Source organism: Niastella sp. sgz303648 (genome assembly GCF_059587045.1).
In genome coordinates, this window is sequence record NZ_JCAPSW010000005.1 from 503,710 (window position 1) to 524,491 (window position 20,782).

A 20,782-nucleotide genomic window follows, 5' to 3' on the forward strand; every position below is an offset into this window, starting at 1 on the left:
CCAGGTAATTACTTATTCATAAACCCAAACATTAGTTATTAGTCATTAATACAAATTTTTATGTCAAAATTTAATGAAATAATTGCTTCAACTGTTTTTCCAATTGTTAAAGCGGTAGGAATAATAGAAATGAAAGAGGTGCTTTCGGGCATTAAAATGCATAATACACCGGAAATTTATCATAACACATTGCAGGGCGTATATTCAAGCTTTTCATTATTAAAAGACGCAGCGATTAAAACCCAAACAAAAATTGATGATGGCATCATTGACCTGGTTCTTGAAGCTGTTGAGGAAAGCGCCGATGCCGACGGAATTGTGCTTTCATAATCAGCCAATATACTTACTGTGCGAAAAGGTGTGAAATTAAAAAAGAGGCTACCAATTATTTGATAGCCTCTTTTCATTTATGCAATTATTTGTTTTACTCACTACGGCACACGCGAAAACCCTGATCGGCGCCCTTGCCATTCGCTTCGTAGCCGGCCCTGAAGGAGGGCTCGCAGCAGAAGTCGCCACCCATCCATCCCCCGCCCTTCCAGATCCGTCCGGGAGGTGCATCAGCGCCACTACGCTCCGCGCCTGCGCGGAGCCAATCCCAGCACCATTCCCTTACATTGCCCGACATATCGTAAAGTCCTAACTCGTTCGGCTGCCTGCTACCGGTTGGTTTTGTTTTATTATTGTTTTTTTCCAACACAGCCCAGGCCCAATTCCCTGTTAAGTATTTATTTCCTGAATTTTTCCAATACCATGCTATTTCATCTACATTATTACTTCCGCTGTAGGTGTAACTTTTGCTCAACCTGCCTCCACCTGCAGCATATTCCCACTCCGCTTCCGCAGGCAACCGGTACCCATTCGCTTTCTCATTGATCGTTACCGTCCATTTTATATCATCAAGATCATTTGTATTAAGCGGGTCTTTTTTATCCTTGTTTATATTGTAATACGGCCGCAAGCCCTCTTTTATACTTCTTTTGTTACAGTATTCTATACAGTCATACCAGCTTACTGTTTCTACCGGCAAATTATTGCCCTGGAATGCAGAAGGATTACTTCCCATTACCTGCATCCACTCCTTTTGCGTTATTTCATATTTACCAATATAAAAGTCGGGAATAGTTATACTTTTTCCGTAGTAGCCCGATTTTGTGTTTATAAAAGTTCCGCCTTTAACCAATACAAAGTTATCAGGCGATTTATGCGAACAGGAGCTTGTAACAACCATTATGGCTGTTATTAAAATAAATAATTTGCTCATCGAATATATTTATAAGGCACAAGGCTCAAGGTACAAGACACAAGTCTTGCGATTTGGGCTGTATAACTACATAAAGCCGGTTCAACATTCAATGTCTTGTGCCTTGTATTCCTGCTTGTGCCTTGTGCCTTCAACCATTTACCAACACGTTGCGTTTATATAGCCGCTTTTACCACCCCAGGCCTCTAACGCCAATATCTGGTAATTGTAACTACCAAAACCCTGACCGCCGTTATTCCTCCAGTTGTTAATGTGGTTGGCCATGTTTACAGAGCGGTTCGACCCGGTAGATGACCCGCCCCAGGTATCTTTGTACTGCCAGAAGGTTGCGGTGCCAATAATGGATGGTGCATTCACGCGTTGCTGTTTATAAAAGCTGTAAGTATGTCCGTCGCTGCTTACAGAGTTCACATGCGTTCCACCCGTTACAGAGCCCATTTCGGCAACGTAATATTCTATAAGCGGACTTGTCGTCCAGCCATAGATACCTACAAAATTATAGCTGCCGCTCAGGGCGCCTACATTGTAGCCAATGGTTCGGGCCGATCCGGGATTCCAGCCTTTACCGCCCACCACATCGGTAACATTGCTGTAGCTGATGGCGAAGTTGCCACCCGAGCCAAAAGTGATGCCTGAAGACCCACCCTCAGTATATAACGACCAGAAGTAACCGTTATTGGTGCCCTGCGATTCGGGCTGGGCATTGTCGTTAACATAGCCGGTACGGCGTTCGCCTGTGGTTGCCGGCGCTGAAGTAGTGTGTTTATTACAACCTGTTGAAAGGGAAGAACCGGCAACGAGCATAATAGCCGTTGCACCGAAAGTAACCATCCTGGTCACTTCCGTTAGGAATGAGTTTGATTTCATAATGGCAATTAATTGTTAGTTTGACTATAAATTTAGGGAAGTCGGCTCATTAATGTAACCGATTACAAAAATAAATTTTGTATTGAGTGCGAAATGAAGATATCCCACATATGCAAACGTTTACAAGCCAACAATTGCATTATGGCAAAATAATATATATCAAAAAGATATTTGTTTGTTAGCTTTTAACGGCATTAGTCAAACGAATGTGGCTTCTCCTTGCATACAGGACCTCAACGTAAATCTATTTTGCAGCAACCGCCTCAATTTCCAGTTTCCATTTTTTTTCAAGTAACTGGCAACAAAATACAGTACGGGTAGGTGCGTGGCTTCCCAGATATTTCGTCAATATATTTACATTTGCCTCATCATAACACGGGTCGGCCAGATAGAAACGAAGAGAAACAATATTTTGATAGTCCATACCGGCTGATTTTAGTAATATCCCCATATATTTCCAGATAAGTTCCGCCTGCTCTTCAAAACTTTCAGGCATATCAATGCCATTTGAAAGATAACCATTAAGGCCACTGATAAATAAAAGGTTTGAATTACTTTTTACTTCTACTGCGTGACTGTAATTGCGATAAGGAGGAAAAAGATTTTCGGGATTGTGCAGGCTAATGCTCATAAGATAAAATTTAATCGCAAAGATTTCATTTTATTGATTCCTTTTGCTTATATCCTTATTCACATAGGGCTACCATTTTAACTCTTTGTTTTTTTATTGTTCTTTGGGATGAGATTATGTGAATCTAAAGGTAATCCGATTTTAATATTTAAGAACAGCATTTATTTCTTAAATCTCTTGTTTGTTCAGCGATTTTTTGAGTCAGATCGAGCACTATGCAGGTTTAAGATGACAACTGGTTAAAATGCGTGAGTAAAAGGCGCTGCATATCAGGCCAAAATATCTTCTGTTACGCATAGATAGTTCCAAAAAATCCAATTAATACGATGCTATTCTAAATTCTTCAGGTGTAAATTGTGAATTTCCTACCCCTCGCCCACCAGGCCAAAATTGCCAGGAAAAACAATTATATGTTTTTTTAAATAAAGCACTTTCAATGAAAGCAACAACAAATTACCTATTGACGGGCGTAACAGGTCTTTTGGGAAGAAACCTCTTATTCGAAATAATAAAGCAGCATTTAAATGATCTTACCGGCATAAAGATCTTTCTGTTGGGCAGGTCGGATAAAGAAAATGACCTCACTACCCGGGTTTTCGACATTATTGAAAACGACGGGATCGATTATTTATCTATTGACAAAAACGCATATAACGATCTTCGAAGCACCCTACACTCAACTATCTATTGTATTAATTTCGAATTAGAAGGTATTAATGAGCCGTTGTCACATACCGACGAAGAAGCATTAAAAAGCCATGGCATAGATTACTTCTTTCATATTGCATCCTATACCGATTTCAGAAGTTCGGAGATTGTTAAAAAGAAATTATGGTCGGTTAATGTAGATGGAACTATGCGGGTGCTTCAGCTGGCAAAAAAAATTAAAGTGGGTCATTTTATTTATACCGGTTCAGCATATGCCTGCGGCGAAACAGTTGGCAACATTGCTCCCGACTATATTAATTTTAATCAAAACTTCAGAAACCCTTACGAATTATCAAAGCTTGAAGCAGAAGTATTGGTGAGAAAGTTTTCGCAGGAGAATCCCTGGATGAAAACAAAATTTTTCAGGCCATCTACTATATGTGGCCGTTTAATAGAACAAAAGATAGGCGCCATCAGTAAATTCGATGTGTTCTATGCATGGATGTTTTTCTTTCTGCGATGCAAGGAAAAGATGTTTAAACAAACCGATCTGAACAAAACTGCTTTCATGAAATGTCGGGTAGCCTATAGTTCAGATAGCGGGTTAAACATAGTACCCGCTGATTATGTGGCAAAGGCCATGTACAGGTTAACAATAAATAATACAAACCACAACAGTTTTCATTTGGCAAGCGCCGGAGAAACAAAACACAATGTTTATATCCCGGCTATGACCAAAGCCATCAATATGGAAGGAATGGAGCAGGTTAGTCACCAGCCGGCGAATGACTTAAATGAACTGGAGTCGATGTATTACAAAACCGTTGGCGCCATATTTACCCCCTATATAACATCAGCGCCAATGAATTTTACCCGGCCCGATACTGACAGGAAGCCTGACTGTCCTGAAATTGACAATAGGCATTTTGACATATTACTGAAATATGCGCTTGATAACAGAGCAAAATTATGAGTTTTTGAAGTTGAGCCAGTGTATTCGAACGGCTCTCACCCCCGCATATAAAACGAAATATATGTTACGATCCAAATAGATGCAATGATCATTACTGCCTGATAATAACACCAGAAAGTACCCATGTCATTATCTTTATCATAATTCACCAGACTGACAAACACCCCAACTATGGGTATCCAATATATTAGTTTATTATTCATAAACTAATTTCCTCAAAGGCAAAGTTACATCAATTGCCGGGGTAACGATCCATTTGTCAATGCGTTTCATGCAGGTAGCCTCGATGGGGGTGTTGATATTTTTCCTCAAAAGATAGTTAAATCAGGTATTGGTATTGCAGCAATTGTTTCAGTTTGGCTTAACAGAGCGTGCAATAATCCTGGAAATACCTAAATAACTTAAATTATGAAAATTTTATTAGCAACTGATGGTTCCGAATACAGTAATGCAGCGGCTAAAGAACTTGCGGCGCGGCCACTTCCTTCCAATGCTGAAGTGCGTATTATTTCGATTTTTCAAAGCAATGCTTTAATAACAGCGGTTCCGGCGCCAATGGGTGGTTTGGCAGGCTCCTGGGAAGAAGCCGATGCTGTTGCAAAAAAGCTGGCAGAAGAAGCCGTGAATAATGCCACTAAAATTCTGGAAGAGAAAAATCCAAAATTGTTCATAACAAATGTAGTGGTTGAAGGATCGCCCAAACATGCAATTCTACAGGAAGCTGATGAATTTGGGGCCGATTTGATTGTAGTCGGTTCGCATGGCCGCGGAGCGGTAGGACGCTTTTTGCTTGGCTCAGTATCCCAGTCGGTAGCATTACATGCAAAGTGCTCAGTAGAAATCGCCCGAAAGAAGGAGATTTAATTATCTGACCGGTATATAATACATCGCTTCGGGCCTTAGCCGCATAACCGGTTGACTGCAGCATAAGCCTGACCGGCCATTGTTATCAGGTTGCATGGTTGCCTGTACGAGGTGAACAGGCCTCCAGCTGTTATCAGCTTTGTACCCCTGCCCTTTTATTTCCTCCTGTTGTATTATTTGCGGTTCCTGCATTGTTTGCTTTTGATTCATGCGCCTTTCCTGCACCATTCTTTCGTAAGGCGTCATACGCTGTTCGCGTGTTAAACCGGCCGCCGGTTCCTTTCTTATTTTGCGAATGAAAATAAACAGGCCAATGAAAAAGCATACCAGTATTACCAAACTTCCCCGCAGAGCAATGATTTCATGGCCGGGAAAAGAAAGATGAATATCCGCATTGATGCCCATTGAGTTTATGCCGTTTCGTATTTGTGTAGTGAGATGGTCCTGCACCAGAAAGTAAATAAATGCTCCCAACAGCATGCAGCACAGTAAAATAAATAATCCTGAGAATGCTGCTTTAACTCTTTGCAGGGGCCGGCGCCGGTATGTTATGCCCGGCCGGGACGGATACAATAAAATCACCAATGGATAAATCAGCAGAAAAAGCCCTGGCGCCACGATCAGGTCGATGGCTACCGGCAGTTGCGTAGGAATTTCGAGGAAAACCAGCGTTGGATTGATCTGCACCAGCCCTGAGATTGCGGGTAGCAGCTTAGTTATCAATGATTGTCCGGGAACAATACAAAGCACAAACAACACAACTGCAATAGTCATTGCGGGGAACCGTCGATGCTGACCGGTATGAGTATCCATAAAACGTTTTTAGGTAAATAGGTTCATGCTCCTCCGTACATTCAGATAATAGATCTTTATGAGTTTTTTTTCAGGGCGCAGCAAATTCGTTAACATAACGCTTCGAATCAGGTCTGTGTACGCACGGATTGTAAAAATACCGTTAAAATAAAGTGCGGTATTGATGAATATATACGGTAAAGAAGAACAGGGTGAAAATTCAGTATTGAGCGTACAATTTTTATGCCTCAAATTTTTGTGAAAAAAATTTAAGATTGCGTTGTATAATTTTACAGCGTTATAGCATTGAGGCAATCAACCGCCCCAGCAGTTTTAATTTGCGCGGCACATCTTCAGACCAGTGTAAGCCTATAGAAAGCCTCATGCAGTTTTCAAATTGATTTTGCAAGGTATACATCCTTCCGGGAGCAAAAATGTTATCTTATATACTGGAGCAGCCCTGGTCGAAGCGTTTGAGAAGAAAGATGCTGAACACAAGCGATGCGCATGGATTATATCGCCGGTTTCAGTTTAAGGATCTTGCAAATCCTTCTTATATCCTGGAAATATATAACCCCGATATTCATTTGCAATACGATAGTAAAAACTATGAAAGCAATCGGATTTAAAACATCACGTCCTATTACAGAGCAAATAGCTTATTTGAATTTGAAAGGGAGAAACCAGCACCTGGCGCACCTATACGGCATAAAAAAAGCCTCCCGATAATACCGGAAGGCTTTTTTTATAAAGACGAAAGTATTAATATCTGTTTTTATTATAACTGTTCGAATTATTGTAACCATTGTTACCGCGTGAAGATCTTTCTTCTTTTGGTCTCGCTTCAGTTACCATGATATTTCTGCCTTCTACCATAGCGCCATCCAATTCGGCAATAGCTTTTTTAGAAGCAGCTTCATCAGACATTTCAACAAATCCGAAACCACGGGAGTTTCCTGATTCTCTGTCATTGATAATTTTAGCTGAGGTTACTTCTCCATAAGGAGCAAAAAATTCCCTTAAGTCTTCATCCTGCACGTTGAAGCTCAGGTTTGAAACATAAATGTTCATTCTGAATAATTAAAATTTAATAAAAATGAGAGGAAGCAAAAAGTAAGAAACTAATTAAGATGCAGATTACTAAGCAGGATAATTAACGATTTACTGATGCAAAGGCTCTATTACCACACAAAGGTAGGTTATATTTTGTTAGCAATAACAAATACTTTCATAAACCCCGATTTGATCACCCCAACGCCTTTTTGACTTTTTCAACAAACACAGGTACTTTTAATTTAGGATCACCCGCACCCAGTGTTTCAATGGGCAGATATCCACGGTATCCTGATGCTTTAATAGCGCTGATGATCCTGTTCAGATCAGCCGGTTCTTCTACCCCATTGTTGAATACATTTTCTTTCAGTTGCCAGTTGATGGCATATTTGGCTGTGTCGGCAATTTGCCGGTAGGGATCGCCGGTTTTATAGCTGCCTGTATCGAGAATAATACCGAACCATTCAGATTTGATCATGCCCGTGATTGTATGAACATGATCGGCTGTTTTAATAAAATCATTGTGGTTCTGTATGCCCACCATTACGCCATACTTTTGCGCATATTCAACACAGGTATTCACATCTTCCATCATCCACGCAGCCACCTGGTCCCAGCTGTATCCGGCAGGCATTTGGGTACCGGCAAAAATTCTGATCACCGGGGCGCCCAGTTTGGCGGCACATTCAATCCAGTTTTTCACCAGTTGCACATCTTCTTTTCTTTTATTTTTATCGGGATTGGTGAAATCGTTACGAACACCGGTACCGCTGATATCCAGGCCAAGCCTGAAAGCATTTCGCTTAATATGATAAAGGTATTCATCTTTAGGAACAGCCGGATAACCGGGAAAATAATACCCGGTAATATCAACCGCCTCGATTGCAGTACCAGCGCAAAACTCAAGCATATCGTTTATGCTCATACTTCCATCACGTAACGGAACATTAAACGAGTAGGCATTCAGACTTATCTTAAGTTTTTGTAATGGCGAACTTTGAAAGGAACTATTGCCGGCCTGTAAAATGCCCGGCGTAAAGGCCAATGCCGGAGTGGCCATCATGGTTTTCACAAATGACCGGCGCCTGATATTATTTTTCATAGAAGCAAGTGTTTGGTTGGTACGCTAATTTAGTGCAAATGGGAACAGCTTAAATTGTTATTTCTATATGTTGTTTTTCGGGGTCAGGATATTGTTAAATGCGATATATCAAAGGCCCACAACTCCCCCTCTTTTTAGTCTTCCGGTTTTATTGGTCATAACAAACAAAAATTTCAGGCTTTTGGGATACATGCCGTTTTGAAGCACACGGTTGCCACTTCCGTGGGTTTGTGGTCGTATTGTGGTCGTATTGCCGTGCCCTTTCCGTGCCCCCTTAGGGCACGAAAAGGGCAACAAAAGGGCACGGCAACAGCACGCAAATACGAACAGGAGGGCAAGCCGGGGGCACGCGGAGGGCATTAGGGAGGCACCAAAAGGGCAAGCGGAGGGCACCAAAAGGGCACCACGAGGGCAAGCCGAGGGCACCAAAAGGGCAAGCCGGGGGCAACAACAAGGCACCAAATCATCAAAATCCACGCATCGCAATTCTATCTTCAGCGCTTACACGTACAAAGTATTTCCCCAAAGCAAACGACAGGGAGCAGGCTATCAGCTATAATCAATACAGTACATAACAGACTATAATCAGGCGACAAATACGCCAAAAGCGGACAAATGTGAATATAAACGAGTATTAATGAGTAAAAGTGAGCGAATGTGAGTAATTGCGAATAGCCCCTTTTTTTACCGCTTTATGTTTGTGATGGAAATCGGCCAATGAATATACCGGTTACTTCAAAGGCTTGTTTCAGTTAGTAAACCAATTTTTTCACTTTCAAAATCATGTTTTATGGGACGAATCAAACAAGGACCTCTTGGTAACGTTTCGGGAAAAGCAGGAAACGTAACTATTTCAAAATGGAAAAACAAATCCGTTGTAAAAGAGTGTCCCGGCTACCCTAAGAGGTTACACTTACCTTTGAACTTTTCACTTATATTGGCTTCATTTTTGCATAATTCACTTATTCATTTTATATTTCACATTTAAAATCCGTAATCCCATGTGGAAACATCTTACCTCAACTCAAAGGGTTAACCGGGGAGATAAATTAAGATATCTTCGCCCTTCTATTGTAAAAAAATCAGAAACTTTATTTCAGGTAGTAAAAACCGACGAGCATTATTTTGAAATTCTTCCTGTTGTAGAAGAAATTGATTCCCTTCAAAGCCATTCTTCAAAAAAAATCGTCAGATACTTTGATATAGGTTACAATATTCAAATGGAAGTTTGGGATGAGCCCCGGCTGTGAAGTCGGGACTACCAGCCGAATGATTATAAAGCTGAGATACACCGCTATTAATTAATTATAGCGTTTTGTATTTGGCTTTTTCTTTTTTTATATAATCCTGGTATTCAGTTTTTCTTTTTATATATATTCCTACGCGTTTTCTTCATTAATTCGAAAACTCCGACCGGTTTCCATTTTTCACAGAAACTTATGTCATACATCCCGTTTTCTCCAATTGAAAAATAAAACGGGGAGGCGGCACCAGCCGGATCTTCTGTTACAATTTAATTGGTAAATTTATAAAAACACCCATTTTATGACCAACCCTGCCAATCCAATTTGGGGGTCTGAGCAATTACCGGCTTCCACACCAACCAGCGAAGAAAGAACTTTAGCCATTCTCTGTCATATACTTACGCTGTTTTTCTGGATCTTTCCACCCCTGATCATCTACCTCATCAAAAAAAATGAATCTGAATTTGTAGCAGCGCATGCAAGGGAATCTTTAAATTTTCAGCTCACTCTTAGCATCATCGCCATTGTTCTGTTCCTGACGCCTATCGGTGTTTTGCTGATATGGGTGCTCTGGATAATAATGCTCGTGTTTGTGATTATTGCTACTATAAAAGCCAGTGAAAATAAGTTATACCGCTATCCCATGACAATAAGATTGATTAAATAGCTGAGCAGCCAGGAAAATGTTAGCCACGAACGGGAATGGTTATAGTTATAGCACAAATAAAAATGCCACCTCCAAATCAATGAAGGCGGCATCTTAAACTATGCACACATCAGGGTATCACTATCTTACTAATAGCCGGTTTTCCTTTAGGGCCGCCAAACTCCAGTATATAATTTCCCGGTGTTAGTTTGCGTTTCAGGTTAATAACAAACGTTTGGTTATTGCTGCAAACCGTTATATCGGTTGTGTATACCAACTGGCCTGCATGATTCACCAGGCGCACATGGTATCTGCCGGCAGTTTGATCAACCAGTTGCACATTGATCTGCTGACCAACAACGGGGTTGGGGAAAACGATCATCCGGGAAACTGTAGTTACAGGGTCGGTAGTTGCTTTAGCTGCAACGATCCCTCCTGCCCCAACGAACTCAATATAATTGATGTTAAACCCATCGGTTAATTCAACAATTCGCATCGTTTGCACACCTGCCTGCAGGGCCGGCGATGTTACACTAGCGGTTTGGTATGCCTGCCAGTCGCCGGTAGCAGGAACCGTAATAGTGCCGGAAATATTAACGCCATTCATTTCAATATAAAATTGCTTACCGCCTCCGGGTGACGACACGCGGGCCTGTATGGTATATACACCAGGCGTGGTAACATTAACGGTATATTTCATCCATTCATTGGGGTAAGTCCAGCCAACATCATACCCTCCTTCGCCGCAATTTTCAACATCTACCCCTTCGGCTGCACGATACTGTGCTCCATTGTTTGCAGGGTCAGAATCGGAATACGCCAAACCCGGTCCCCCGTTGTCGTAGTTCTCTGCTTCTATAATTCCGGGAATCGCAGCAGGCTTGCCGCCATAGGCCAGATTAACCGTTCCCCATACATAGCATTCATGAACAGACCAATAGTTGCCTTTTGAACCTGTTTGAACAATCTTCACATACCGGGCAACCTGGTCGGGGAACAATATCAGCGTCATGCCCGCCATGCCGGCGCCGTTAGCTACCGGTCCTGTCCACGTAGTGCTGTCGGTTGAAACATATACATTGTACCCTGCAGGATCATCACCGGGGCTTTGCGCGGCATCCAGCACCAGCTGATGTATCGTATTCATTGTTTTCATATCAATAATGAAGTATTGACCGGCTGATTGCGATGTGTTCGTTGACCAGCGGGTAGCAGCATTGCTGTCGAGCGCATTCCGGGCATTGCTGCTGTTGGCCGATGCCGAGGCTGTCCATCCTTTGCGGTCCATAGCGCCTGCGATAGATACCTGCCAGCTGTTGCCCTGGTTATTCAGCCATAAAGCGGCATTGGCCGGATGAATACCTGAACTATCAATAATGGATGACCGCGCCGAAAGCCTGCCTTCTGCTCCAGTATTAAGAATACCACCCACAGGCCACACCCATGAATTGTGCAGGTTCACAGATCCCGACTGTGCATTGGCCCAACGCTGTTGCCCCGGCTGATTGAAATTAGCAGTTTGAAAATGCAGAGTGCCGCCGTTCAGGGAAAGTCCGTTGTACGGATTGCCCCAGAAATCGGAGCTGTAAAAATTTGCCGTTCCTGAAAAGCCGGGTTTCGTAACGATGTAGTTATTTGCGCTGTCGTTCAGGGATACGATCTGCGAATTAATGAAATGAAAACCGGCGGCGCCCATTCCTTCAACGCTAATGCCATGGCGGGTGCCATCGAGGCCTATGCCCAAACTCACACCGGTAGCGCCGGCGCCTTCAGCAAGCAGCCGCAGTCCGTAATTAGCGCCATATATGAAATCGTTGTACAGGGTTTCATTCTGGCAGTTGCCCAGTTCCATCCAGCTTACATTATTATAATCGTATGCATATACCTGTGGGTCGCCGTTATTGGTGGGTGAATTGGGCCATGAACCGAACTTGCTTTCTGAACCGTTTGAATAATAGATGGTGTTGAAGTGCAGGTTATATATTTTTCCGCCTGTTGAACCACCGCCTGCCCGTACTGCAGTATGAAATACCTGTCCTGCCACAAAATCAACGTAATGGTTGTCGCATTTGTTGGTGAAAAGATCAACGCCATTGTAGCAGGCGCGAATGCCGGTATTGATAATATATACATTGCTGCCAAGCCCCTGGATCGCATATGGGTATGCGTAAAAATTGGGGACAAGACTGCCCACCTGCTGCGGATAATTGATAACAAGTCCGCGAATGCCGCTGCCTGCACTCAATCGCAGAAACGGCGTACCGGCGGCATTTCCCTGATCGGCATATGCTTCGAGCACACTGCCGGGACCGGTTGGGGCCGTGCTTACATCATTGGCGCCTTTTAACTCTACATTGGTTGGAACTGTAAGATGCCCCAGCACTTTGTATTTGCCCGGCGGAAGAAATACAATACCACCGCCATCGGCGCCGGCCTGGTTTAGCGCATTTTGAATGGCCGTTGTATTATCTGTTGCGCCATCGCCTTTTGCATTATACGGAGCAGCAGTTGCCAGGTACAATACCAGCCGGCCTGGCTTATGTGTTTCGGTAGTAATATTAGCAATATCAGGCATCTGGCTTAACGACACCGGTGTGCTGTCGATGGAATTTACATACAATGAATTGTTGCGAATATTCATGCCACCACTGAAACGGTTACCGGTGAGCACAGCCCGCGCACGCCGGCCGATCGTAACCTGGTTGCCGCCGTTATTGAAATCGCAGTCGGATGCGGTAAACGTGCCTCCTGCCGCATTCACGCTGCCGCCGGCGATTGTCGTATGCTGCATCATAAAGGTACCGGTAACACCGGAATCGATAGCAATGGCATTGCCCGTTGCAGAAATGTTGCAGGTATGTAATTGTATGGCGCCGCCTCTTACACCCGGCGATAGCACAAACCCCGATGCACAGCCGGTAACCGTAACCCGCGAAAACATGATGCCCACATCAGGCAGTCCATCTGCCACTACGGCCGCATTACAATTGGTGAAAGTCATGGCATAATTATGCCCGTTAGGATAATTGCCGGGGCTGGTGGCCGACTGTGCGGCCCTGAATCCTACATTATATCCTTCGATATTCACAAAGCTGGTGTACGTCCAGTCGTTGCGTTTCATCATAATACCAGTACCGTTCTGATAGATAAAGCTGGCATAAGAGCTTCCCGCCGTGGCGGGAGCATTGGCCAATGCCGATCCCTGCCAATACGCAGGCGAGAAACTGATCTGTTCAAGCCGGCCAACATCTACAATATTGTCGATCTGTATTCCGGTATGCAGCGGGGTTCCATATATATTAAAAATAACCGGACAGGTGCCTCCGTTGGCGGTAGAAAATATAATGCCGTCGTAAGCATTAACAAGCGTAATGTTTTTGGCATTGCAGAATTCATTGCCAAAGTACCCGGTTTGACCGAACAGAATAGTTGGCGGATAAGGGGTAATGTTATCGGGCGTTTGTTGCGGATACCAGATCGCCATATCCTGAACGGCAGCAGAAGTTTGCATGGTAATAAAGGCCGCTGCATTGGCATTACCCCGCCCCGCATAGGCCATCAGAATAGTACCGTCAACAGGCTGGCCTTTTACCGGCTGTTGCCATTCGCCCCGCAGCGTAACGCCTTTCGGAATAAGCAGGCTGCCTTTGATGGCATACTTCCCTTTGGGAACGAACAGGGTTCCCCCGCCCATATTACCCAATGAATTGAGCAGGTTTTGAAAAACAGCAGTAACATCTGTACTGCTGTCGCCCATGGCGCCATAATCTGCCACAGAATAGGCGATAACAGGTGCGTCGGTTGTTGCGTACGTTGAATTGATCAATCTCCAGTTCTGCGAAAAAGCGGGGAACTGCAGGGCCAGTACAAAAATTACTAAAAGACACCATTTGGTGCGCCGGTGTTTACATAGGCGGATTACTTGCATAAACAAAGTTTTGCCGGGTAACACCAAACATAGAACCATATTTACAAAAGCAGGCTGCTAAACGAAGCAGAAGTACCTGTGAAGTAGTTTTGACGTAATGCAAAAGTGCTCCGTAAAGTTTTCCAGTTGTCCGGTTTCACATTTTTTTTCGGCTAAACTACAATAGCATGTAACCCGCTGTTTGCGGTTATAGATACGTGTTTTATATTTATAGTATTCTATTCAAATTAAATTTTTTACCATGCAAACAAAAACCTTATCGATGATCGTTGTATCGCTCATTCTTTTCTGCAGTTTTTTACCGGCCCCAACAGCCCGCCAGCAAATGGATCCCTCTGCCTGTGATCTGTTCGTTCAAAACAACACCGATGAAAATCTTGCTGAAGCTAATTTTGTTACCAGTCTTGACAACGTATCGCTTTACAACATCGCACCAGGACCCAACAATTCAATTGGCGGAGTACTTCAGTTTGACGATGTTTCAGATGCTGTTACCATCACAATTACCTTTAGTGCACCCTCTCCCCGCGCCAAAGTAGCCTATGTGTACAATATGGGTTCAACCAACCTGAGGGCTACGATCAATATTCCCGCGGGCGCCACTGCCGGCACCACACGATTTTACTCACCAATTGGCGCCGATGCTGTTTATGTAAGAGCTTATTACTTATAGAAACGGTTATCAGAACCATACCCCGTTCATCATGGAAATGCCACAGGTTGTTTCAAAAGAATTCACATAACTGTCAGGAGTTCTGCGCCACCATTGCCCCCACATCAGGCCGCTTGAGTTTCTGTATTTCCAGGCTTCCTGCGCGTTGTATTTCAGCCATTGTGAATAGGTGGATTGTAGTCCCCGGTCGCGCACAAACATACAGGCCCAGCGTGCAAAAATGGCTTTAAAGCCCTGGCAGTCTTCGGTATCATATTCATCAGGTAATAGTCCCTGGGCATTGCACATATTGTTTTTCGTGTAATCCATGGCTTTAGCTCCCATTGCTGCATAATTATTTGATGGGTAGTAGTTGTGCAGCAGGTTACAAGCTCCAATAAAAGTACCCTGGGTATAGGTGCGGGCGCCTTCGGTGATGGTACCGGCCGCATTGATGGCGCCTCTTACCTCACCCGTACCGGATGCATATAATTTACTGATCATCCAGTCCTGAATCAGTTTTGCCTTATCGCGGTACCCGGCATCGCCGGTTGCCTGATACAGGTACATAGCGCAAATGGCAGCCGGTGCATTTACGCAGGCATTTTTGGTGGTATTGGCGGTGGTCCACCACAAACCGCCACCGAGGTTTGTATCCCATGCACGCGCCCACACCATATCGAAATTATTTTTAGCCATATCTTTCATACCACCATCATTGGTGAGTTGAAAAGCCCTGATGCACATGAGTGCACCCCAGATCACATCGTCGTTATAAATATTATTCGACCATAACAATCCAAAACCATCGCGCATACCGTTGTACAGATATACTATTTTATTGAGCAGGTCGGTACTGTTATTGACGGTGTATGCGTCGATGAGTGTTTCAATTGCCTCTGCCTGCTTCCAGAAATCCATGCGGCCTGTATGGGTTACATCAGAATAATAATAGGCCTTATAATTTGGCCCATAGGTGCCATACTGATTATAGAAGGCGTTGTTATAGCATTGCATAGCCAGCATGGCTTCGGCTTTTGTGGGCGGCACGGCGCTGTCGGCCGCAGCATCGCTGGCTGTTACAGCAGTAGCATTTTCATGGCTTATACTCTTTTTTGAACAGGAAACAAATGTGAACATTAACAATATAACAGGCATGAATAACTGGCAAAAACATGTTTTGCAATAATGTGTAATTTTCATGAGACAGATTTTTTGTATAGATAAAGTTTTAACATCACTCATACCGGAAACAGCCCGGCATCAGTTTATTAATGACTGGAAAAGTGGAACCATCCCTAAAGAGGTTGTGAAAATTATTTATCAACAAACAAATCAAAATAATACCCGTTAAAACACCTTTTTTTTCTTACCTGAGTAAAATGGGTGTTTAGACGGTTGCCCGACTTGTTTTTATTTCGAACCTTTAGATAGAAATTACCCCCCTCAACTTAAACTCTACTGTATGTCCTTTCCCATCATCATTGATCATGCCCGCCGCAGGTCTGCCGGGTGGACTGGTAAACTTTTTTGCTTCCGGCTAATGAGGATGCAGAAACAAAAAAGAAAATAAAACCCTGGTGGCAGTGTATTGTGCTTAAAGGAATTCAGAGAAAGATAAATATTTAAAAATAACATTATGAAAAGAAAAAAGAATGAAGGCATTATAAATGATCTGCTACACATTTATAATGCCGCTGCAGCAAGCAATGATGGACAACGATGCATGATAGCTCCGAGTCCCGAAATTCGTGAACAAATGAAAAGGGAACTAAATAGATTAAAGGAGCTTTCGACAAATGAACTGGTAGCGAATTTACTCACTCCCAAACAGCAGGCAAGGTTAGGTTTAAACGACGCGGTTATCTACCCGGGAAAAGTATTCCCGTTAGGTACTTCTGCTGCGGCTGTTCGTTCGCATGCTACAGAAAGAGAACCTGCCAGAGGAGTTCTTCGGGTTATCGTGGTATTGGTTGAATTCCCCGATAAAAAACTTTCAGGTAATAAAAAACATTACGAGGACCTTTTCTTTTCAAAGGGAGCAGTGCCTACCGGAAGTGTAAATGAGTATTATAATGAAGTTTCAGGGGGGCTGGTAGATATCCAGGGAGAAGTGGTTGGCCCCTTCCTCCTGCCCCAAAATCTTGCCGCTTATGCGGATGGTAAAAGCGGCATGGGCGACAATGAACCCAATGCCCGGACTATGGCAGCAGATGCTGCAAAAGAGGCCGATCCTATGGTTGATTTTTCAAAATATGATAATGACCTTAATGGTTTTGTGGACGCCTTTATCGTTATCCACGCAGGACGGGGCGCCGAAGAAACTGGCGGTAAATCGGACATCTGGAGCCATAAATGGCTTTTGCCGCAGGAGTTTGACTCAGACGGCACAAAAGTATACGCTTATCTTACAGTTCCCGAGGATTGCAAACTGGGGGTCTGTGCCCATGAACTGGGACATTTGCTTTTCGGTTTTCCCGATCTATATGATACTGATTACAGCAGTGAAGGGATCGGCAACTGGTGCCTCATGGCGGCCGGCAGTTGGAATAACAAAGGTCTTACTCCTTCCCATCCCTGCGCCTGGTGCAAAAGTCAGCAACAATGGGTTAGTACAGTCAACCAAACGAGTAATGAACCGGCGGTTCAGATAGAAGATGTGAAGGAAAGCCGGAAAATTTATCGCTTGTGGAAGGATGGTGGGCCTGGTAATGAATATTTTCTGCTGGAAAACCGGCAACAAAAAAACTTTGATGCCTATCTACCCGGCAGCGGCCTTCTGATTTGGCATATTGATGATAATATAGATAACAATGATAATGAAAGACATTTTCAGGTAGCGCTAATGCAGGCAGATGGAAAGAAGGATCTTGAAAAAGGAAATAACCCGGGAGATGTAGGGGATGCCTGGCCCGGAAGTTCCAACAATACAAGTTTTAATAAAGATAGTAATCCGGCTTCACTATCTTATGGTGGCCTGGACAGCAATGTACGGGTAAACGAAATCAATATCAGGGATTCAGTGATTTTGGCTGATTTATTTATATCGGGTGAGGCGACTTTAAAAAGGAAAAGAAAAATTAAATCCAGGGTGGATATATAACTTTGCTGTAAATTCCTTTAATGGTACAAATTGTTCCAAATCGTTCCACGATTGAAGGGGAAATTATTTCCATAATAACAAGTCCTGACCTGGCGGATTTTGATATCATCGAAGTGCTGCCTTACAAAATCGGAACAGTAGAGGATGCAGTTAGTTTAGCAGATGCACAATCTAAAGAGATTCTGAATATTTATATAGCTAAAGATATTGAGGAGATGCATGAACTACAAAAGGGAACTCATCTTTCCGCAATTATTCGCCGGGCGCCGGACAAATGGTTTGTGATTCCCGATTCAGTAAAAGTAATTCGGAAAGGAAAGGACTAAGTATCATATTCATTTGGCAGCAGGCCGGGTGCATTGCACATACTATTTTTTGTGTAATCCATGGCTTTATCTCCCATAGCAGCATTATTACAAAAACATGTTGCCGAAAAACATTAATTATTTTACAAATAATACTTGCCTGTGCATGAAGTAGTTTTAGCGGCAAGACCCCGGCAATCAAAATTTTAAATGAAAATTGCCTTTTACCGTTGTTACATTTTTGGTATCAGGAAAAGTTCCTGAGAAGTTGCCACTGATAACGGCATCGGTAAGTGGAAAAGCGCAGCAGTCAAAGTAAACATCACCCCAATTTGCAGCCCTTCTGGTATACCATGTTGTTAAAGTATCGGGGCGGGTTGAATAATTGATAGAATCGCTGTACTGAAAGTTAAAACCGCTTTGCCCATAAAACCAAAAACAATATACATCCACTTTTTGTAATGGATTCTCAGCCGAAAAATTGAATACAGATCCTCCCCTGCTATAATGAATGGCCTTTACTTCCATGGGAAGCTCATTTACAGTTACATTAATAAAAGAAGGATTGGATGACGAAGGAGTATTGCCCGCAGAGTTGGTGGCGGATGATGAAGAATTGCCATCCTTTTGCTTTTTACAGAAAGTTAAGGATAAACAAATGATAAGGCAAATTGCGGCTGTTCTCATAAGAAGCTATATACCTAAAGTTACTTTTTACACCTGCAACACAACGTTAATTGTGTGTTAACCTCCGGAAGGATTTCTGATTATCAATATCAATTATATAGTAGTTTATTTAATCAGTTGTTTAACAAAATTATATATCATGAGAATTTTAACTTAGTACAGCTATTGTGCACTGATCCCACTAAACTTTACCAATGAAAAATTTTACACTGCTGTTATCGCTGTTATCAATAACTATTGCAGGCATTTCGCTTGTATCATGCAGAAAGCACACTGATGACTCTAATTCACCAAAAGGTCCTTTTTTATATGTTGGCGGAACTACTACCTCATCAAAAGGGGCTTATTGGAAAATGGGTTTATCACAGGAAGGGGCAGCTGTAATGCAGCATACATTATCTAACGCCGGAACCATTACCGAAATAATTACTTCGGGTAGTGATGTGTATATGGCCGCACAGCGTGGAGGCTACTGGAAAAATGATACTTTTGTTGCACTACCGGGAGCTTCCTATATAGAGCATTTAGCCCAATCGGGTAACACCATTTATGCAACGGGTTGGGATAATATGACCACACCTGCTTCGTGGAATGGCAATACAGAGATCAGTCTTGAAAACCCATCGAATACACCAAAATTTCCATATCAGGGAGTATCGATGGTTGAAATCAGCGGCATTGCCCTGTCGGGCTCTAATGTATTAGTTGGCGGCAGTTTATTTTTCAGGAACACGGGTGCTCCGGCCGGCGCTGTTGAAGGTAATTTTGGGTTATTATGGACTAATGGTTCTTTTGAACTTTTTAGTGGCAGAGTAATAACAATCGCAAAATATATTTCTACTGTTGGCATTGCTGTTTCAGGTAGCGACGTTTATTTGGCCGGCCGGTTTCCCGATACGGCGGCATATACCGGTGGCTATTGGAAAAACGGTAACTGGAACAGCATTAACAACGGAACCTTTATGCCCTCTTCTATAACTTCATCAGGCAGCACGGTGTATATTCCAGGCTCCACATTTGAACCAAACCCACCGTATACACATCACGCAGCTTATTGGGCAAATGGCAGCCTCATTAATCTCAACGGCACTAATGCCACTGCCATTGCTGTTGATGGCGCCGACATATATGTGTTGGGGATTGATGGTAATAATAAAGTTATAGTTTGGAAAAACGGCAATGTATTTAAAACATTAGGATCTGCTTCGGAAGTTGGCGCCAGGTGTATGGCGATTGGGAATTAAAAATAAAAAAGCCCCGATGATATATCGGAGCTTAGTGCATTATACTTTACTTTCTTTATGGTACTGTAACCTGGCAATTGGCCCTTGTGTTATAGCCGTTCGACGAAAAGTCGACGTTGCAAAAACTCACGATCAGTTTGCCGTTGGCGGCATTTACATATACCTTGCCGCTGCCTGTATTCCATGACCAGCCCGAATTCCATACAATTACTCTTACATTGCCTTGTACCCAGGTACCTCCCCACGACTGTATGTCGTATATACCGGTAACCGGGCGGTTCGTGCCTGCAAATTCCATACTGAGGGAGCCGCCCGTTGCACTGGCTGTTACGAAATACGAACCTCCGCTTACGGATCCGCTTATACTATAAAATGAAAGATCAGGTAAGTTCGAGAACGTTGCATAATTGTTGGCTAATGTACAGGGAGGCGTGGCCGATGTTACCACAACCGAATCGGTGGTTGCGGTATAAATGCAACCATCTTCAGTGATCACTTCTACAGCGTACCTGCCGGCATTGACAGCCGATACGTTAGTAACCTGTGCATTTTCATCGTGGGAGAAAAATTTGTTAGGGCCCCGCCAATTGTACATATGTACATTATCGATTCCTGTTACTGATAAATTGATGGTTCCGCCGGCAACTACCTTTGCATCGGCAGTGGCTGTTGGAACTAATGATTCGTCGCAATGTTCAAAGTCTTTTGAGCTGCATGCCTGCATGCATGCAATTACGGCTAATGCCGGTATTAATATTTTGATTGATCGCATGGTTGAA

21 protein-coding genes are annotated in these 20,782 nt (G+C 43.2%); 10 read left to right on the forward strand and 11 right to left on the reverse strand.

Translation table 11 applies throughout. The features are described 5' to 3' along the window. The first annotated feature begins 60 nt into the window (after nucleotides 1-60). A complete protein-coding gene (locus AC59IL_RS17615) occupies nucleotides 61-330 on the forward strand; it encodes a hypothetical protein (RefSeq protein ID WP_496553487.1) in 270 nt (89 codons plus the stop codon). A gap of 94 nt (nucleotides 331-424) precedes the next feature. Here the strand turns inward: AC59IL_RS17615 and AC59IL_RS17620 are convergent, their stop codons facing one another. From AC59IL_RS17620 to AC59IL_RS17630, 3 genes are all read right to left on the reverse strand, one after another. Continuing rightward, a complete protein-coding gene (locus tag AC59IL_RS17620; RefSeq protein WP_496553488.1) occupies nucleotides 425-1,264 on the reverse strand; it encodes a formylglycine-generating enzyme family protein in 840 nt (279 codons plus the stop codon). A gap of 138 nt (nucleotides 1,265-1,402) precedes the next feature. After that, nucleotides 1,403-2,131: a glycoside hydrolase family 11 protein gene (locus AC59IL_RS17625; protein ID WP_496553489.1), complete on the reverse strand. Its 729-nt coding sequence runs from the start codon at nucleotides 2,129-2,131 to the stop codon at nucleotides 1,403-1,405. Nucleotides 2,132-2,375: 244 nt separating this feature from the next. Further along, nucleotides 2,376-2,762, reverse strand: coding sequence for a RidA family protein (locus AC59IL_RS17630; RefSeq protein ID WP_496553490.1), 387 nt, complete (start codon nucleotides 2,760-2,762; stop codon nucleotides 2,376-2,378). 436 nt (nucleotides 2,763-3,198) lie between these two features. Here AC59IL_RS17630 and AC59IL_RS17635 point away from each other — a divergent pair, with 436 nt between their 5' ends. Further along, nucleotides 3,199-4,383 carry an SDR family oxidoreductase gene (locus tag AC59IL_RS17635; RefSeq protein WP_496553491.1) on the forward strand — a complete coding sequence of 395 codons (1,185 nt, stop codon included), beginning with the start codon at nucleotides 3,199-3,201 and terminating at the stop codon, nucleotides 4,381-4,383. A 35-nt stretch (nucleotides 4,384-4,418) separates the two neighbouring features. Here AC59IL_RS17635 and AC59IL_RS17640 read toward each other — a convergent pair whose 3' ends face one another. After that, nucleotides 4,419-4,586, reverse strand: coding sequence for a hypothetical protein (locus AC59IL_RS17640; RefSeq protein WP_496553492.1), 168 nt, complete (start codon nucleotides 4,584-4,586; stop codon nucleotides 4,419-4,421). Between the two features lie 205 nt (nucleotides 4,587-4,791). Between AC59IL_RS17640 and AC59IL_RS17645 the strand changes: the two genes are divergently transcribed. Further along, nucleotides 4,792-5,247 (forward strand): universal stress protein, encoded by a 456-nt coding sequence (locus AC59IL_RS17645; RefSeq protein WP_496553493.1) that lies wholly within the window; start codon nucleotides 4,792-4,794, stop codon nucleotides 5,245-5,247. Here the strand turns inward: AC59IL_RS17645 and AC59IL_RS17650 are convergent, their stop codons facing one another. Then, complete coding sequence (locus tag AC59IL_RS17650; protein ID WP_496553494.1) at nucleotides 5,248-6,060, reverse strand: hypothetical protein; 813 nt, start codon at nucleotides 6,058-6,060, stop codon at nucleotides 5,248-5,250. It lies immediately after the preceding gene. 413 nt (nucleotides 6,061-6,473) lie between these two features. Between AC59IL_RS17650 and AC59IL_RS17655 the strand changes: the two genes are divergently transcribed. After that, entirely contained in the window at nucleotides 6,474-6,668 is a 195-nt protein-coding gene (locus AC59IL_RS17655) for a hypothetical protein (RefSeq protein WP_496553495.1), read from the forward strand. Between the two features lie 133 nt (nucleotides 6,669-6,801). On the opposite strand, the gene rbp is transcribed toward AC59IL_RS17655, so the two are convergent. Further along, nucleotides 6,802-7,110 carry an RNA-binding regulator gene (gene rbp / locus AC59IL_RS17660; protein WP_496553496.1) on the reverse strand — a complete coding sequence of 103 codons (309 nt, stop codon included), beginning with the start codon at nucleotides 7,108-7,110 and terminating at the stop codon, nucleotides 6,802-6,804. A gap of 175 nt (nucleotides 7,111-7,285) precedes the next feature. After that, nucleotides 7,286-8,194 carry a sugar phosphate isomerase/epimerase family protein gene (locus AC59IL_RS17665; protein WP_496553497.1) on the reverse strand — a complete coding sequence of 303 codons (909 nt, stop codon included), beginning with the start codon at nucleotides 8,192-8,194 and terminating at the stop codon, nucleotides 7,286-7,288. A gap of 1,001 nt (nucleotides 8,195-9,195) precedes the next feature. Here AC59IL_RS17665 and AC59IL_RS17670 point away from each other — a divergent pair. Next, nucleotides 9,196-9,444: a hypothetical protein gene (locus AC59IL_RS17670; protein ID WP_496553498.1), complete on the forward strand. Its 249-nt coding sequence runs from the start codon at nucleotides 9,196-9,198 to the stop codon at nucleotides 9,442-9,444. Between the two features lie 295 nt (nucleotides 9,445-9,739). Next, on the forward strand, nucleotides 9,740-10,105 hold the full coding sequence (locus tag AC59IL_RS17675) for a DUF4870 domain-containing protein (RefSeq protein WP_496553499.1): 366 nt from the start codon (nucleotides 9,740-9,742) through the stop codon (nucleotides 10,103-10,105). Between the two features lie 109 nt (nucleotides 10,106-10,214). Here the strand turns inward: AC59IL_RS17675 and AC59IL_RS17680 are convergent, their stop codons facing one another. After that, nucleotides 10,215-14,012, reverse strand: coding sequence for a glycosyl hydrolase family 28-related protein (locus AC59IL_RS17680; protein ID WP_496553500.1), 3,798 nt, complete (start codon nucleotides 14,010-14,012; stop codon nucleotides 10,215-10,217). Between the two features lie 241 nt (nucleotides 14,013-14,253). Here AC59IL_RS17680 and AC59IL_RS17685 point away from each other — a divergent pair, with 241 nt between their 5' ends. Next, on the forward strand, nucleotides 14,254-14,685 hold the full coding sequence (locus AC59IL_RS17685) for a hypothetical protein (RefSeq protein WP_496553501.1): 432 nt from the start codon (nucleotides 14,254-14,256) through the stop codon (nucleotides 14,683-14,685). 9 nt (nucleotides 14,686-14,694) lie between these two features. Here the strand turns inward: AC59IL_RS17685 and AC59IL_RS17690 are convergent, their stop codons facing one another. Beyond that, complete coding sequence (locus AC59IL_RS17690) at nucleotides 14,695-15,867, reverse strand: glycoside hydrolase family 76 protein (RefSeq protein WP_496553502.1); 1,173 nt, start codon at nucleotides 15,865-15,867, stop codon at nucleotides 14,695-14,697. A 436-nt stretch (nucleotides 15,868-16,303) separates the two neighbouring features. On the opposite strand from AC59IL_RS17690, the gene AC59IL_RS17695 reads away from it, so the two are divergent. Both AC59IL_RS17695 and AC59IL_RS17700 read left to right on the forward strand, forming a co-directional pair. Beyond that, on the forward strand, nucleotides 16,304-17,767 hold the full coding sequence (locus AC59IL_RS17695; RefSeq protein ID WP_496553503.1) for a M6 family metalloprotease domain-containing protein: 1,464 nt from the start codon (nucleotides 16,304-16,306) through the stop codon (nucleotides 17,765-17,767). Between the two features lie 20 nt (nucleotides 17,768-17,787). Continuing rightward, nucleotides 17,788-18,093 carry a hypothetical protein gene (locus AC59IL_RS17700; RefSeq protein WP_496553504.1) on the forward strand — a complete coding sequence of 102 codons (306 nt, stop codon included), beginning with the start codon at nucleotides 17,788-17,790 and terminating at the stop codon, nucleotides 18,091-18,093. Nucleotides 18,094-18,270: 177 nt separating this feature from the next. Here the strand turns inward: AC59IL_RS17700 and AC59IL_RS17705 are convergent, their stop codons facing one another. Continuing rightward, nucleotides 18,271-18,759 carry a hypothetical protein gene (locus tag AC59IL_RS17705; RefSeq protein ID WP_496553505.1) on the reverse strand — a complete coding sequence of 163 codons (489 nt, stop codon included), beginning with the start codon at nucleotides 18,757-18,759 and terminating at the stop codon, nucleotides 18,271-18,273. 194 nt (nucleotides 18,760-18,953) lie between these two features. Here AC59IL_RS17705 and AC59IL_RS17710 point away from each other — a divergent pair, with 194 nt between their 5' ends. Further along, the gene (locus tag AC59IL_RS17710; protein ID WP_496553506.1) at nucleotides 18,954-20,003 is read left to right on the forward strand and encodes a hypothetical protein; all 1,050 of its coding nucleotides are present in this window, start codon (nucleotides 18,954-18,956) and stop codon (nucleotides 20,001-20,003) included. A 55-nt stretch (nucleotides 20,004-20,058) separates the two neighbouring features. Here the strand turns inward: AC59IL_RS17710 and AC59IL_RS17715 are convergent, their stop codons facing one another. Continuing rightward, nucleotides 20,059-20,775: a hypothetical protein gene (locus AC59IL_RS17715; RefSeq protein WP_496553507.1), complete on the reverse strand. Its 717-nt coding sequence runs from the start codon at nucleotides 20,773-20,775 to the stop codon at nucleotides 20,059-20,061. Nucleotides 20,776-20,782 lie beyond the last annotated feature (7 nt).